Below are 14,252 nucleotides of genomic sequence, written 5' to 3'. Positions count from 1 at the left end.
GCATGAGCAGTAACTTCAGACATCACCTGTTGAGTCTGTCGTTACTGGTTGGCATAGCGGCCCCCTGGGCCGCTTTTGCTCAGGCGCCAATCAGTAGTGTCGGCTCAGGCTCGGTCGAAGACCGCGTCACTCAACTCGAGCGTATTTCTAACGCTCACAGCCAGCTTTTAACTCAGCTTCAGCAACAGCTCTCCGATAACCAGAATGATATTGATTCCCTGCGCGGCCAGATTCAGGAAAGTCAGTATCAGCTTAATCAGGTTGTTGAGCGCCAGAAACAGATCCTGCTGCAGATTGACGGTCTAAGCAGCGGCGGGGCGGCGGCGGGTGCCCAGACGCCTGCGGCATCGTCCGGCGACGCTCAGGGCGCAGCGGCCGCTACGGCGGCTCCAGCGGCGAACTCCGGCGCTCCGGCGCTGACCGGAGATGCCAATACCGATTACAACGCCGCTATTGCGCTGGTGAAGGATTCGTCCCGCCAGGATGATGCGATGGCTGCGTTTCAGAATTTCGTTAAAAAGTACCCGGATTCAACGTATCAACCGAACGCCAACTACTGGCTCGGTCAGCTGAATTACAACAAGGGGAAAAAAGACGATGCGGCCTACTATTTTGCTTCGGTGGTGAAGAATTACCCTAAATCCCCAAAAGCGCCGGATGCGATGTTTAAAGTCGGCGTGATCATGCAGGACAAAGGTGATACCGCAAAAGCGAAGGCAGTTTACCAGCAGGTAGTCGGTAAATTTCCTGGGACCGATGGCGCGAAACAAGCGCAGAAACGCCTTAACGCGCTCGGATGATTATGCCATGACCAGAAATCGCAGTATTTCTGGTCGTGTCGCATGAATCCTAAGCAGTCAGATGTTTTTTATCGAAATACTTGTTGCGCTGAATTCTTAAAGCAGTAATATATGCCGCCGTTGCCAAGGGATATCGAACAAGCCTGAAGCGACGAAAAAAGTGGGTCGTTAGCTCAGTTGGTAGAGCAGTTGACTTTTAATCAATTGGTCGCAGGTTCGAATCCTGCACGACCCACCAATCGTTCTGGTGGAACGCGATAGTAAAACGTGAAGGATAACGTTGCATTAGCAACGGCCCGTAGGGCGAGGCGAAGCCGAGTCATCCTGCACGACCCACCACTCACTAATTACTAAGTTAATTAGTAGCAGTATCCAGCGTAGTATCGGGTGATTAGCTCAGCTGGGAGAGCACCTCCCTTACAAGGAGGGGGTCGGCGGTTCGATCCCGTCATCACCCACCACTCGGGTCGTTAGCTCAGTTGGTAGAGCAGTTGACTTTTAATCAATTGGTCGCAGGTTCGAATCCTGCACGACCCACCAATTTTAACGTCTTACTCAGATGTTAAGCGTGAAGGATAACATTGCGCAGCAATGGCCCGCAGGGCGAGCGCAAGCGAGTCATCCTGCACGACCCACCAATTTTATTGGTGACGAGTGAATAATGATTCAGGCAGTACCCGAGCGGGTCGTTAGCTCAGTTGGTAGAGCAGTTGACTTTTAATCAATTGGTCGCAGGTTCGAATCCTGCACGACCCACCAACGCTTAAGGTATTTACCGGTAGAGACAGTGAAGGATAACGTTGCGCAGCAACGGCCCGTAGGGCGAGGCAAAGCCGAGTCATCCTGCACGACCCACCAGCCTGAATGATTAAAGTAGTAAACCCGCAAGGGGTCGTTAGCTCAGTTGGTAGAGCAGTTGACTTTTAATCAATTGGTCGCAGGTTCGAATCCTGCACGACCCACCAATGTAAAAAGGCGCCCTAAAGGCGCCTTTTTGCTATGCGCAGAACTTAACGATTCGAACCTGCAGCAGGTTCGACAAAATCGCTAGGAGCGATTTTGCATAGCCACTTGTGGCAACCCGCAGGGCGAGTCTCAGGATGAGACGAGTGATATCCTGCACGACCCACCAATGTAAAAAGGCGCCCTAAAGGCGCCTTTTTACTATCTGCGATATATGAGATTCGAACCTGCAGCAGGTTCGACAAAATCGCCGGGAGCGATTTTGCATAGCCACTTGTGGCAACCCGCAGGGCGAGTCTCAGGATGAGACGAGTGATATCCTGCACGACCCACCAATGTACACGCCGCCTTTTTACTATCTGCGATATACAAGCTTCAACCCGCCGGGTTATCCCTTTTCCTACGGATAAATTCCCCACGACATTTTCTGTACAATCGGCTATCTTGTTTAGCATATAAAACACTACGGCCGTCCCGGTGCCGCGTGAAGGCATTTTAACGGTCTTTGAGTTAAGCCAGTAAAACGAGATTGCAAGATGAGCGTAATGTTTGACCCTGAAACGGCGATTTATCCTTTCCCCCCCAAGCCGATGCCGTTAAGCCGCGATGAAAAACACTTTTATCGCGAAAAGATAAAGCGCCTGCTGCGCGAACGCGATGCGGTCATGGTTGCCCACTACTATACCGACCCCGAAATTCAGCAGCTGGCGGAAGAGACCGGCGGGTGCATCTCTGACTCTCTGGAAATGGCGCGCTTTGGCGCCCGGCACCCGGCATCCACGCTGCTGGTCGCCGGCGTGCGTTTCATGGGGGAAACGGCAAAAATCCTTAGCCCGGAAAAAACCATCCTGATGCCGACGCTCCACGCCGAGTGCTCCCTCGATCTCGGCTGCCCCATCGATGAGTTCAGCCAGTTTTGCGATGCGCATCCGGACCGCACCGTGGTGGTCTACGCCAATACCTCCGCGGCGGTTAAGGCCCGCGCTGACTGGGTGGTGACCTCCAGCATTGCGGTTGAGCTGATTGAGCATCTTGATAGCCTGGGCGAAAAGATCATCTGGGCGCCGGACCGCCACCTGGGCAACTACGTGCAAAAACAGACCGGCGCAGACGTCCTGTGCTGGCAGGGCGCCTGCATCGTTCACGATGAATTTAAAACCCAGGCGCTGACCCGAATGAAAGCGCTGTACCCCGACGCCGCGGTGCTGGTGCATCCGGAATCGCCGCAGTCGATTGTGGATATGGCCGATGCCGTCGGTTCTACCAGCCAGCTCATCAATGCCGCGAGAACGCTGCCTCAGCGCCAGCTGATTGTCGCCACCGATCGCGGCATCTTCTATAAAATGCAGCAGGCGGTGCCGGAGAAAGAGCTGCTGGAAGCGCCGACGGCCGGTGAAGGCGCTACCTGCCGCAGCTGCGCCCACTGCCCGTGGATGGCGATGAACGGCCTGAAGGCGATTGCTGAAGGTCTGGAACACGGCGGAGTAGCGCACGAGATTCAGGTTGACGAGCAGCTGCGGACCGGCGCATTAATCCCGCTTAACAGAATGCTGGATTTTGCGGCTACACTACGGGGATAACCGACAACGCGTGCAATACGCTCTGGGGATAAGATGGATTTTTTAAGTACGCAGAATATTTTGGTACATATACCCATTGGCGCCGGGGGATACGACCTCTCCTGGATTGAGGCCGTCGGGACGATTGCTGGACTGCTGTGCATCTGGCTGGCGAGCCTGGAAAAGATCGGCAACTATGCCTTTGGGCTGATTAACGTCACCCTGTTTGCCATTATCTTCTTTCAGATCCAGCTCTATGCCAGCCTGCTGCTGCAGGTATTTTTCTTCGTGGCCAACGTCTATGGCTGGTACGCCTGGTCGCGGCAGACCAGCAGCCATGAGGCCGCGCTGCAAATCCGCTGGCTACCGCTGCCAAAAGCGCTGGGCTGGCTGGCGGCGTGCGTGGTGGCGATTGGCCTGATGACGGTATTTATCGATCCGGTATTCGCGTTCCTGACGCGGGTGGCGGTGACGCTGATGCAGGGGCTGGGGCTGCAGGTGACGATGCCGGAGCTACAGCCGGATGCCTTCCCCTTCTGGGACTCCTGCATGATGGTGCTGTCGATCGCCGCCATGATCCTGATGACCCGCAAATACGTTGAGAACTGGCTGCTGTGGGTGATCATTAACGTGATCAGCGTGGTCATTTTTGCGCGCCAGGGCGTTTACGCGATGTCGCTGGAATACCTGCTGCTGACCTTTATTGCCCTCAACGGTAGCCGGATGTGGATCAACAGCGCGCGTGAGCGGGGTTCTCACGCGTTTTCTCGTTAATGATGATGCTGATGGGCGTGTCCGGAGTGGGCCATGTTAAGGCGGCACTCCGGGCCGCTGCAGGGCTGATACTCCATCTGCACGGTCGCGTGCTCAACGTCATACTTGTGGTGCAAAAATTCCTGAATACGATTCAGCAGGGCGTCGTGATCGTGCGGCGGGATAACCTGGACGTGCAGCGTCATCACCGTTTTTTCTCCGACCAGCCAGACGTGGACATGATGCACGTCGCGGACTTCGGCCACCGAGCGGCGTAAATCACGCTTCAGGACTTCAACATCCAGCGAACGCGGCGCGCCTTCCAGCAGCTCGTTCAGGCTCTCCTGCAGCAGGCGCCAGGCGCTGCGCAGCACCAGGCATGAGACCAGCACCGACAGAATCGGGTCAATCGGCGTCCAGCCGGTGGTTAAAATCACTACTGCGGCAACGATCGCTCCTACCGAACCGAGTAAATCACCCAGCACGTGCAGCGCCGCGGCGCGAACGTTTAGATTGCGCTCCTCGCCGCCGCGGTGAAGGATCCAGAAGGCCATAATATTGGCCAGCAGCCCGGCAACGGCGATCGCCATCATCGGCGCTCCGGCGACGGGCTGCGGATGATTAAAACGCTGAATCGCTTCCCATACTATAAGAATGGTAATCACCACCAGCGCGATGGCGTTGACGAAGGCGGCGAGGGTCGTCAGCCGCAGCCAGCCGAAGGTATGGCGGGTGTTGGGCGGGCGACGGGCAAAACGGACGGCCAGCAGGGCGAAGAGCAGGGCGGCGGAGTCGGTGAGCATATGGCCGGCGTCGGCCAGCAGCGCCAGAGAGCCTGAGAGCACACCGCCAATGGCTTCAACCACCATAAAGCCGGCGGTGATGATAAAGGCCAGCAGCAGGCGGCGAGCGTTATTATCCTGCGGCTGCTGAGCTGAAGTATGCGAGTGCGCCATGGTGTCATCCCCTGATTATTATCATTATTACTGTATGACATCATACCGATTTTCGGTGAATAAAATAAAAAAGGAGAGCCGCGGCTCCCCTTATTTTCAGCCCTTATTTCAGGCGTGGATGCTACTGTGTCGTCCCGTCCGTTTTGCTGCCGTTATCGCTCGGGGTGCTTTCCGGGCAGCGGCCGTCCTTGCACATCGCGTTTTTATGCGCTTCGTCGCTGGTCATCCCGTCATGGTTCATGGTTGAACCGTCGGAGTTAAGCATCTTGTCGCCAGAGTTGATCTTGTCGTTATCAACCTTGTTTGGCGCGACGTTGGCGCGGGCATCAGGTGCGACCTGCCCGGCATCGGCGGAGGCGTTGGCCTGCCCGTTGTTGGATTGGGCGCCGGTATCTGCAGCCAGCGCGGCGGCGCTGCTCAGGCCAAGGGTGGCGGCTAAAAAGAGTGGGGTGAGGATGGTCATTTTCATAGGATGCTCCTGTTATGGTCGATATGTCGGATAACCTCTTCCAACAGTGCATATACCAGCGCTCGCTCGCGCTCTATGGTTAAAAGCTTCACATCAATAAGTTACATCAGCACGGAATACTGATTCGCGGCGTGAAGATTGGTCTCAACAGTTAAAAATTGTAGCTCATGGCCTGTTTTTCGCTTCTTTATTGCGAATTTTAATCTATTTTCAGGATTAATCTGTTGTCACTGTAAAATCACGTTTACACTTTTTGAGCGAAGAGATAGATTGGAGGGATTGCATTTAAATAGATAAGATGGCAGAGCTGGAAAGAAAATGAATTATCAGAACGACGATTTACGCATTAAAGAGATCAACGAATTACTCCCTCCCGTTGCGCTCCTCGAAAAGTTCCCCGCGACCGAAAATGCTGCTAACACCGTTGCGCATGCTCGTAAAGCGATCCACCAGATCCTCAAGGGCAACGACGATCGCCTGCTGGTTGTGATTGGGCCCTGCTCAATTCACGATACGGCTGCGGCGAAAGAGTACGCGGAGCGCCTGCTGACGCTGCGAGAAGAGCTGAAAGGCGAGCTGGAAGTGGTGATGCGCGTCTATTTCGAGAAACCGCGCACTACCGTCGGCTGGAAGGGGCTGATCAACGATCCGCACATGGATAACAGCTTCCGCATCAACGACGGCCTGCGCATTGCGCGTAAGCTGCTGCTGGAGATTAACGACAGCGGGCTGCCGGCGGCGGGCGAATTCCTTGATATGATCACGCCTCAGTACGTGGCTGATCTGATGAGCTGGGGCGCAATCGGCGCGCGCACCACCGAATCTCAGGTTCACCGCGAGCTCTCCTCAGGCCTCTCCTGCCCGGTTGGCTTTAAAAACGGCACCGACGGGACGATTAAAGTCGCGATTGATGCGATTAACGCCGCCGGGGCGCCGCACTGCTTCCTGTCGGTGACCAAGTGGGGTCATTCGGCGATTGTGAACACCAGCGGCAACAGCGACTGCCATATCATCCTGCGCGGGGGCAAAGAGCCGAACTACAGCGCGAAGCACGTTGCTGAAGTGAAGGTCGGGCTGGCGAAAGCGGGTCTGCCGGCGCAGATCATGATTGATTTTAGCCACGCCAACTCCAGCAAACAGTTTAAAAGACAAATGGACGTGGGTAGCGACGTTTGCCAGCAGATTGCCGGCGGCGAGCAGGCGATTATGGGCGTGATGATTGAAAGCCATCTGGTGGAAGGGAGCCAGAGCCTGGAGAGCGGAGAGCCGCTGACCTACGGTAAGAGCGTGACCGATGCCTGCATTGGCTGGGAAGACACGGATACCATCCTGCGCCAGCTGGCGGATGCGGTGAAAGCCCGCCGCGGATAGCGCCGTTCGCTGTCCGTGCGCGAAGCGCGGGCGGAATTAAGAACAAAAAAAAGCGTGGAGCAATCCACGCTTTTTTAATGCCAGCGAAAATTACTTCGCTTTACCCTGGTTCGCTACTGCCGCCGCTTTTGCGGCGATTTCGTCAGCGTTGCCCAGATAGTAGTGTTTGATCGGCTTGAAGTTTTCGTCGAACTCATAAACCAGCGGTACGCCGGTCGGGATGTTCAGTTCGAGGATCTCTTCTTCACCCATGTTGTCGAGGTATTTAACCAGCGCACGCAGGGAGTTACCGTGAGCGGCAATGATAACGCGCTCGCCGCTTTTCAGACGCGGCAGAATGGTTTCATTCCAGTAAGGCACCACGCGCTCGATGGTCAGCGCCAGGCTTTCGGTTACCGGCAGCTCGGCATCGGTCAGCTTCGCGTAACGCGGGTCGTGGCCCGGGAAGCGCTCGTCGTCTTTGGTCAGCTCCGGCGGCGTAATGGCAAAACCACGGCGCCACTGCTTAACCTGCTCGTCACCGTATTTTTCAGCGGTTTCAGCTTTGTTCAGACCCTGCAGCGCGCCGTAGTGGCGTTCGTTCAGTTTCCAGGATTTCTCAACCGGCAGCCAGGCCTGATCCAGTTCGTCCAGCACGTTCCACAGGGTATGGATGGCACGTTTCAGCACAGAGGTATAAGCAAAGTCGAAGCTGAAGCCTTCCTCTTTCAGCAGTTTACCTGCCGCTTTTGCTTCACCCACGCCTTTCTCGGACAGATCGACATCGTACCAACCGGTGAAGCGGTTTTCGTTGTTCCATTGGCTTTCGCCGTGACGGACCAGTACCAGCTTAGTTACAGCCATTCTCTCACTCCTCAATACAACACGCCGTCCTTCGCGCTGTGGCTCAGCGGCCGCCCTATTCATCCTGCACGCATAGCGAGGCTATGTTTGGCGGGACTCACTCAGTAGCCGAATCGATACAACCCGAATGCTGCGGTGTATGCGTTTATTGATTGATAACTATTCTCATTATATTGCCGTGATTTGCCTCACGGCAACGCTTATCCCTAACCATAGCGAAAATAGTGGCTCAGTGTAAGATGCTTGTAAATCAGCGGTTATATTTTTGTCGGCGGGTGGCGCAATTTACGCCAAAGTGGCGAAAAAAAGCCCTCCATCAGGAGGGCGGGGGCATTATCTGGCGATGAACTGGTATTCCGTCAGGCTGACGTACTCCTCGCCCGGGCGCAATACGCAATCCGGCTGCGGCCAGTGCGGATGGTTTGGCGAATCGGGCAGGAATTCGCTCTCCAGCGCCAGGCCCTGCCAGGCCGCGTAGTCCTGCTCCGTGCGCGACGGCGTGCCGTCAAGGTAGTTGCCGGAATAGAACTGCAGCGCCGGGGCGGAGGTGTAGACCGTCATCTGCAGCTTCTCATCCTGCGACCACAGGTGGGCCGCCGGCCGGCCGGCGTCGCCCTGCGCCTGCAGCAGGAACGCATGATCGTAGCCTTTCACCTTGCGCTGATCGTCATCGCTCAGGAAGCGCTCCGCCAGCACCCGAGGTTCGCGGAAGTCAAAGCTGGTTTCGGCAACGTCGCGCAGATCGCCGCCGGGGATCCCGTCGCTCTCTACCGGCAGGTAGCGGTCGGCGAAGAGCTGCAGCCGGTGCTGGCGAACGTCGGTCTGCTGGCCATCAAGGTTGAAGTAGACGTGGTTGGTCAGATTCACCGGGCAGGGCCGATCGACGGTGGCGCGGTATTCAATGGCAATACGGTTATCGTCGGTCAGGCGATAGTGCGCCGTCGCCTGCAAAGCCCCCGGGAACCCCTGGTCGCCGTCGGCGGAAGAGAGTGAAAACAGCGCCTGACGCTCGTCGGCGCTGACGATCTGCCAGCGGCGCTTATCAAATCCGTCCGGCCCGCCGTGCAGCTGGTGGCCGGCGTCAGTAGACGGCACCAGGTTGACGGTATGGCCATCGAGAACAAACCGGCTGTTGGCGATGCGGTTGGCATAGCGGCCGACCGAGGCGCCGAAATAGGCCGCCTGGCGGGTATACTGTTCCGGCGAGGCGCAGCCGAGCAGGGCCTCGCGGACGCTGCCGTCGGCCAGAGTGACCCTGGCGGAGAGCAGCGTAGCGCCCCAGTCCATCAGCGTGACTACCATCCCGGCGTCGTTGCGCAGGGTAATGAGCCGCCACGGCTGGCCGTCCGGCGCGCGTTCTGTGGTTTGATTTAGCACTGGCCGGCTCCCTGGGAAGGTTTGCAAACGTAGAAGGTCTCTTTAATCCCGGTTTTCGCTTCATACTGCGCGGCAACGGCCTGCTGAACGGTATCCACCAGCTCTTCCGGCACCAGCGCGACAATGCAGCCGCCGAAGCCGCCGCCGGTCATGCGTACGCCGCCTTTGTCGCCGATGGTGGCTTTAACGATCTCAACCAGAGCGTCAATTTGCGGAACGGTGATTTCAAAATCATCGCGCATCGAGGCGTGGGATTCGGCCATCAGCTCGCCCATCCGCTTCAGGTCGCCTTTCTCCAGCGCGGTTGCCGCTTCGACGGTACGGGCGTTTTCGGTCAGCACGTGGCGAACGCGCTGAGCAACGACCGGATCCAGCTCTGCGGCCACGGCGTTGAACTCGGCAAGGGTGACGTCACGCAGCGCCGGCTGCTGGAAGAAGCGCGCGCCGGTTTCGCACTGTTCGCGGCGGGTATTGTATTCGCTGCCGACCAGGGTGCTTTTAAAATTACTGTTGATGATCACCACCGCCACGCCTTTCGGCATTGAGACGGCCCTGGTGCTCAGCGTGCGGCAGTCAATCAGCAGGGCGTGATCCTTCTTGCCCAGCGCGGAGATCAGCTGGTCCATTATGCCGCAGTTACAGCCGACGAACTGGTTTTCCGCCTCCTGGCCGTTCAGCGCGATTTGCGCGCCGTCCAGCGGCAGATGGTAGAGCTGCTGGAATACGGTGCCGACGGCAACCTCCAGGGAAGCCGAGGAGCTGAGACCTGCGCCCTGGGGAACGTCTCCGGCAATAACCAGATCCGCGCCGCCGAAATGGCTGCTGCGCTTCTGCAGATGCTTCACCACGCCGCGCACGTAGTTGGACCACTGCTGGGTATCGTGGCTGACAATTTTCGCATCCAGCGAGAACTCGTCGGACTGATTTTCATAATCGGCGGCAATCACGCGTACCACGCGATCCGCGCGCGGCGCGCAGCTGATGACCGTTTGATAGTCAATGGCGCAGGGCAGCACGAAGCCGTCGTTATAGTCGGTATGTTCGCCGATCAAATTAACGCGGCCCGGAGCCTGAATGGTGTGGCTGGCAGGGTAGCCAAATTTCTCGGCAAACAGGGCTTGGGTTTTCTCTTTCAGACTCATTGTTATTCTCCGGATTCGCGAAAATGAACGTCGCTGACCGCGCGCAGACGCTCGGCGGCTTGTTCCGCCGTCAGGTCACGCTGGGTTTCGGCCAGCATTTCGTAGCCGACCATAAATTTGCGTACCGTAGCGGAACGCAGCAGCGGCGGATAAAAGTGGGCGTGAAGCTGCCAGTGATTATTGTCTTCACCGTTAAACGGCGCGCCGTGCCAGCCCATCGAGTAGGGGAATGAGCACTGGAACAGGTTGTCGTAACGGCTGGTCAGCTTTTTCAGCGCCAGCGCCAGATCGGTGCGCTGCGCGTCGGTTAAGTCGGTCAGGCGCAGGACGTGCGCCTTCGGCAGCAGCAGGGTCTCAAATGGCCAGGCCGCCCAGTAGGGAACAACGGCCAGCCAGTGTTCAGTTTCGACCACCGTGCGGCTGCCGTCGGCGAGCTCGCGCCGGGCGTAATCCACCAGCATCGGCGAACTCTGGTCGGCGAAATAGGCTTTCTGCAGGCGATCTTCGCGTTCGGCTTCGTTCGGCAGGAAGCTGTTGGCCCAGACCTGGCCGTGCGGATGCGGGTTGGAGCAGCCCATCGCGGCGCCTTTATTCTCAAACACCTGCACCCACGGGTAGTGCTGGCCGAGATCGGCCGTCTGTTCCTGCCACGCTTTAACCACGCCTTCCAGGGCTTCAACGCTCAGCTCAGGCAGCGTTTTGCTGTGGTCTGGCGAGAAGCAGATAACCCGGCTGGTCCCGCGCGCGCTTTGACAGCGCATCAGGGGATCGTCGCTTTCCGGCGCGTCCGGGGTATCGGTCATCAAGGCCGCAAAGTCGTTAGTAAACACGTACGTGCCGGCGTAGTTCGGGTTGGTATCACCGGTGACGCGGGTGTTACCCGGGCACAGGAAACAATCCGGATCGTGCGCGGGCAAGGTCAGTTTTGCCGGCGTTTCCTGCGCCCCCTGCCAGGGGCGCTTGGCGCGATGCGGAGAAACCAAAATCCACTGCCCGGTTAACGGGTTATAGCGACGGTGCGGATGGTCGACGGGGTTAAATACGCTCATGACGATTCCTTAGTCTGGGTAACCCTGCGGATGACGGGACTGCCAGTGCCAGGTGTCCTGTGCCATCTCGTCAAGGTTGCGCGTGACGCGCCAGTTCAGTTCACGGTCGGCCTTTTCGGCGTCAGCCCAGTAGGCCGGGAGATCGCCTTCACGACGCGGCGCGAAGTGGTAGTTAATCGGTTTGCCGCAGGCTTTGCTGAAGGCATTAATGACGTCAAGGACGCTGCTGCCCACGCCTGCACCAAGGTTATAAATATGCACGCCTGACTTACCGGCCAGTTTTTCCATCGCCGCAACGTGCCCGTCCGCGAGGTCCATAACGTGGATATAGTCGCGCACGCCGGTGCCATCTTCGGTCGGATAGTCGTTACCGAATACCGCCAGCGATTCGCGACGACCCACCGCCACCTGCGCAATGTACGGCATCAGGTTGTTAGGGATGCCCTGCGGGTCTTCGCCCATATCGCCGGACTGGTGAGCGCCAACCGGGTTGAAGTAGCGCAGCAGCGCAATGCTCCAGTCCGGCTGGGCTTTCTGCAGGTCGGTAAGAATTTGCTCGACCATCAGCTTGCTTTTGCCATACGGGCTTTGCGGCGTGCCGGTCGGGAAGCTTTCAACGTAAGGGATCTTTGGCTGGTCGCCGTAGACGGTGGCGGAGGAGCTGAAAATAAAGTTTTTGACGCCGGCGGCGCGCATGGCGGCAACTAATTTTAATGTGCCGGTCACATTATTGTCGTAGTATTCCAGCGGTTTGGCGACGGATTCGCCGACGGCTTTCAGCCCGGCAAAGTGGATCACCGCCTCAATGGCGTGATCGTGCAGGATCTCGGTCATCAGCGCTTCATTGCGGATATCGCCCTCAACAAAGGTCGCTTTTTTCCCGCCAAGACGCTCAATCACCGGCAGCACGCTGCGCTTACTGTTGCAGAGGTTGTCGAGAATAATCACCTCATGCCCCTGCAGCAGCAGCTGCACGCAGGTATGACTTCCAATGTAACCGCTACCACCTGTAACCAATACTTTCATGACTCGCTCCAATAGGCTTATCGTATGTGAAGACGATAGCATATCAAAGAACGAAAAAGTGTGACACAGACCAAATTGGTGGTATCGCTTACACTAAAATACATAAACGCTATATTTAAATAATTATCATTTTAAAACATAAGGTTAATTGTTTTTTGTGAACTTTTTCTGAAAAAATTCAGGGATCCGCAGACCCCTGAATTGGCCTATTTTGCCAGCGGACCGATTTGATAAGTGTAACCGTCTCCACCAGGGATAAACTCGAGGCGGTGGGTGATGCAGTCCGGGGCATCCTCGGCGTGGTGGGAGACGAACAGCAGCTGGGTTGCCCCTTCGCTAATCAGCACGTCAACAAAGCGGCGTACCAGCTGGCGGTTAAGAGGGTCGAGCCCCTGCAGCGGCTCGTCGAGGATCAGCAGCGTCGGGTGCTTCACCAGTGCACGCACAATCAGCGCCAGGCGCTGCTGGCCCCACGACAGGCTGTGGAACGGGGCGTCGGCGGTGCGGCCGTCGATACCCAGAATATCCAGCCAGGTCTGCACCAGCTTGCGCTGCTTATCGGAAACGGCCTGATAGATGCCTATCGAGTCGAAATAGCCCGACAGAATGACGTTGCGCACGGTGGTGCTGACGCGATACTCCAGGTGCAGGCTGCTGCTGACGTAGCCGATATGCTTTTTGATATCCCAGATGGTTTCGCCGCTGCCGCGGCGGCGGCCAAACAGGGTCAGATCGTTGCTGTATCCCTGCGGATGATCGCCGGTTATCAGGCTGAGCAGGGTCGATTTCCCGGCGCCGTTGGGCCCGACTATCTGCCAGTGCTCGCCGGGATTGACCTGCCAGCTAAGGTGATTGAGGATTGGCCGGTCGTTATAGGACACCACCCCGTCGTTGAGGATAATGCGCGGCGTATCGGCGACCAGAGAGTGGCGGGCGGCGGGGGCATCCGGCTCCGGCAGTGCGATCCCGTCAAGCTGCTCGCTGTGGGCCAGCTGAGCGATCAGCGCCTGCTGCAGCAGGGTCTGCTTCTCGCCGATTTCGCTTAGCGTACAGTCCGCCAGCACGCCGGCAAACTGGACGAAGGCTGGGATCTCGTCGAACCGGTTGAGCACCAGCACGAGGGCGATACCCTCGCCGTTCAGGGTAGCCAGCAGCTCGGCCAACTGGTGGCGGGAGGCCACGTCAAGACCGTCGAAGGGCTCATCGAGGATCAGCAAATCTGGCTTCGCCATCAGCGCCTGGCACAGCAGCGTTTTGCGCGTCTCGCCGGTAGAGAGATATTTAAACCGGCGCTGCAGCAGGCCGGAAATGCCAAACAGTTCGGCAAGATGCGCGCAGCGGGCGGCATCCTTATACTCATCCTGGATTATCTCATGGGTAAAGCGGCCGGTGTCGTCTTCGCCCGGGCTGAGCAGATCGGTGTTGTTGCGCTGCCACTCGTCGCTGACCAGCTTCTGTAGCTGTTCAAAGGAGAGGCGGGTGATGCGGGTAAAATCACTTTCACGCTCGCCGGAGAGCAGGGTGAGTTCGCCGGATAGCGCGCGGGCCAGCGCGGATTTACCGCTGCCGTTGCTACCGACGAATGCCCAGCTTTCGCCGGCGCCAACGGTGAGGTGTTCAATATTTAACGTTTTTGTGTCGCTCAGGCGGAACGTGCCTTGCGATATTTGCAATGATGACATTGTGTATCCCACTTTTTGCAGCAATATGCATCAGGGATACGTCTTCAGGCGAGCAATGTCAATCCCGTCAGCACAAGGTGGCAAGAATGATGCGGTCGGCATTGAAATAGGCGATCGCCTCGGCACCTTCAGCCAGCCCTGCGGTCTGCTCCCGCGGCAGGGTCGCGCATAGGTTCTGACCGTCCGGCAGCGTCATCAGCACTTCGCACTGCTCCGGCCCGTATTCGATATGGCCGATCCGCCCCGCCAGTTGATTGTCGGC

13 protein-coding genes and 5 tRNA genes are annotated in these 14,252 nt (G+C 57.5%); 9 read left to right on the top strand and 9 right to left on the bottom strand.

Going from position 1 to position 14,252, the window contains the following annotated elements; all coding sequences use genetic code 11:
* Nucleotides 1–2 precede the first annotated feature (2 nt).
* From cpoB to pnuC, 8 genes are all read left to right on the top strand, one after another.
* Nucleotides 3–800 carry a cell division protein CpoB gene (cpoB, locus tag PFH44_RS08690; protein WP_133596874.1) on the top strand — a complete coding sequence of 266 codons (798 nt, stop codon included), beginning with the start codon at nt 3–5 and terminating at the stop codon, nt 798–800.
* A 162-nt stretch (nt 801–962) separates the two neighbouring features.
* Nucleotides 963–1,038: transfer RNA gene (locus PFH44_RS08685), tRNA-Lys, on the top strand.
* A 147-nt stretch (nt 1,039–1,185) separates the two neighbouring features.
* Nucleotides 1,186–1,261 (top strand) — tRNA-Val (locus tag PFH44_RS08680).
* A gap of 3 nt (nt 1,262–1,264) precedes the next feature.
* Nucleotides 1,265–1,340, top strand: a tRNA-Lys gene (locus PFH44_RS08675).
* A 143-nt stretch (nt 1,341–1,483) separates the two neighbouring features.
* Nucleotides 1,484–1,559 (top strand) — tRNA-Lys (locus PFH44_RS08670).
* A 130-nt stretch (nt 1,560–1,689) separates the two neighbouring features.
* Nucleotides 1,690–1,765: transfer RNA gene (locus tag PFH44_RS08665), tRNA-Lys, on the top strand.
* 534 nt (nt 1,766–2,299) lie between these two features.
* Nucleotides 2,300–3,343: a quinolinate synthase NadA gene (gene nadA, locus PFH44_RS08660; RefSeq protein WP_045854508.1), complete on the top strand. Its 1,044-nt coding sequence runs from the start codon at nt 2,300–2,302 to the stop codon at nt 3,341–3,343.
* A 33-nt stretch (nt 3,344–3,376) separates the two neighbouring features.
* A complete protein-coding gene (gene pnuC, locus PFH44_RS08655; RefSeq protein WP_045854509.1) occupies nt 3,377–4,096 on the top strand; it encodes a nicotinamide riboside transporter PnuC in 720 nt (239 codons plus the stop codon).
* Here the strand turns inward: pnuC and zitB are convergent.
* Both zitB and PFH44_RS08645 read right to left on the bottom strand, forming a co-directional pair.
* A complete protein-coding gene (gene zitB / locus PFH44_RS08650) occupies nt 4,093–5,031 on the bottom strand; it encodes a CDF family zinc transporter ZitB (protein ID WP_045854510.1) in 939 nt (312 codons plus the stop codon). The two genes, pnuC and zitB, sit on opposite strands and share 4 nt — an antisense overlap.
* A 121-nt stretch (nt 5,032–5,152) precedes the next feature.
* Nucleotides 5,153–5,500, bottom strand: a complete 348-nt coding sequence (locus tag PFH44_RS08645; RefSeq protein ID WP_041144650.1) for a YbgS-like family protein — start codon at nt 5,498–5,500, stop codon at nt 5,153–5,155.
* 318 nt (nt 5,501–5,818) lie between these two features.
* On the opposite strand from PFH44_RS08645, the gene aroG reads away from it, so the two are divergent.
* On the top strand, nt 5,819–6,871 hold the full coding sequence (gene aroG / locus PFH44_RS08640) for a 3-deoxy-7-phosphoheptulonate synthase AroG (protein WP_123707049.1): 1,053 nt from the start codon (nt 5,819–5,821) through the stop codon (nt 6,869–6,871).
* Nucleotides 6,872–6,961: 90 nt separating this feature from the next.
* Here the strand turns inward: aroG and gpmA are convergent, their stop codons facing one another.
* From gpmA to PFH44_RS08605, 7 genes are all read right to left on the bottom strand, one after another.
* The gene (gene gpmA, locus PFH44_RS08635; RefSeq protein WP_041144652.1) at nt 6,962–7,714 is read right to left on the bottom strand and encodes a 2,3-diphosphoglycerate-dependent phosphoglycerate mutase; all 753 of its coding nucleotides are present in this window, start codon (nt 7,712–7,714) and stop codon (nt 6,962–6,964) included.
* A gap of 333 nt (nt 7,715–8,047) precedes the next feature.
* Complete coding sequence (galM, locus tag PFH44_RS08630; RefSeq protein WP_283824816.1) at nt 8,048–9,091, bottom strand: galactose-1-epimerase; 1,044 nt, start codon at nt 9,089–9,091, stop codon at nt 8,048–8,050.
* The gene (gene galK, locus PFH44_RS08625; protein WP_283824815.1) at nt 9,085–10,233 is read right to left on the bottom strand and encodes a galactokinase; all 1,149 of its coding nucleotides are present in this window, start codon (nt 10,231–10,233) and stop codon (nt 9,085–9,087) included. The genes galM and galK overlap by 7 nt, the downstream gene beginning before the upstream one ends.
* Nucleotides 10,234–10,235: 2 nt before the next feature.
* Nucleotides 10,236–11,282: a galactose-1-phosphate uridylyltransferase gene (gene galT, locus PFH44_RS08620; RefSeq protein WP_283824814.1), complete on the bottom strand. Its 1,047-nt coding sequence runs from the start codon at nt 11,280–11,282 to the stop codon at nt 10,236–10,238.
* Nucleotides 11,283–11,291: 9 nt separating this feature from the next.
* Nucleotides 11,292–12,308, bottom strand: coding sequence for a UDP-glucose 4-epimerase GalE (gene galE, locus PFH44_RS08615; protein ID WP_241722005.1), 1,017 nt, complete (start codon nt 12,306–12,308; stop codon nt 11,292–11,294).
* A gap of 206 nt (nt 12,309–12,514) precedes the next feature.
* Nucleotides 12,515–13,990 carry a molybdate ABC transporter ATP-binding protein ModF gene (gene modF / locus PFH44_RS08610; RefSeq protein ID WP_045854516.1) on the bottom strand — a complete coding sequence of 492 codons (1,476 nt, stop codon included), beginning with the start codon at nt 13,988–13,990 and terminating at the stop codon, nt 12,515–12,517.
* A gap of 67 nt (nt 13,991–14,057) precedes the next feature.
* A partial coding sequence (locus tag PFH44_RS08605) for a TOBE domain-containing protein (protein ID WP_283824813.1) occupies nt 14,058–14,252 on the bottom strand: 195 nt, incomplete at its 5' end.

It is taken from the genome of Klebsiella sp. Ech2A, from assembly GCF_030078455.1.
Lineage (GTDB): Bacteria > Pseudomonadota > Gammaproteobacteria > Enterobacterales > Enterobacteriaceae > Klebsiella > Klebsiella terrigena.
The sequence above is the reverse complement of the archived record's forward strand: the minus strand, read 5'-3'. Positions and strand labels throughout refer to the sequence as shown.

Excerpts from the sequence above, each read along its gene's own strand:
- galK (WP_283824815.1), bottom strand. The coding sequence starts at position 10,233 with ATGAGTCTGAAAGAGAAAACCCAAGCCCTGTTTGCCGAGAAATTTGGC.
- modF (WP_045854516.1), bottom strand. The coding sequence starts at position 13,990 with ATGTCATCATTGCAAATATCGCAAGGCACGTTCCGCCTGAGCGACACA.
- galE (WP_241722005.1), bottom strand. The coding sequence starts at position 12,308 with ATGAAAGTATTGGTTACAGGTGGTAGCGGTTACATTGGAAGTCATACC.
- nadA (WP_045854508.1), top strand. The coding sequence starts at position 2,300 with ATGAGCGTAATGTTTGACCCTGAAACGGCGATTTATCCTTTCCCCCCC.
- PFH44_RS08645 (WP_041144650.1), bottom strand. The coding sequence starts at position 5,500 with ATGAAAATGACCATCCTCACCCCACTCTTTTTAGCCGCCACCCTTGGC.
- aroG (WP_123707049.1), top strand. The coding sequence starts at position 5,819 with ATGAATTATCAGAACGACGATTTACGCATTAAAGAGATCAACGAATTA.
- cpoB (WP_133596874.1), top strand. The coding sequence starts at position 3 with ATGAGCAGTAACTTCAGACATCACCTGTTGAGTCTGTCGTTACTGGTT.
- pnuC (WP_045854509.1), top strand. The coding sequence starts at position 3,377 with ATGGATTTTTTAAGTACGCAGAATATTTTGGTACATATACCCATTGGC.
- galT (WP_283824814.1), bottom strand. The coding sequence starts at position 11,282 with ATGAGCGTATTTAACCCCGTCGACCATCCGCACCGTCGCTATAACCCG.
- zitB (WP_045854510.1), bottom strand. The coding sequence starts at position 5,031 with ATGGCGCACTCGCATACTTCAGCTCAGCAGCCGCAGGATAATAACGCT.
- gpmA (WP_041144652.1), bottom strand. The coding sequence starts at position 7,714 with ATGGCTGTAACTAAGCTGGTACTGGTCCGTCACGGCGAAAGCCAATGG.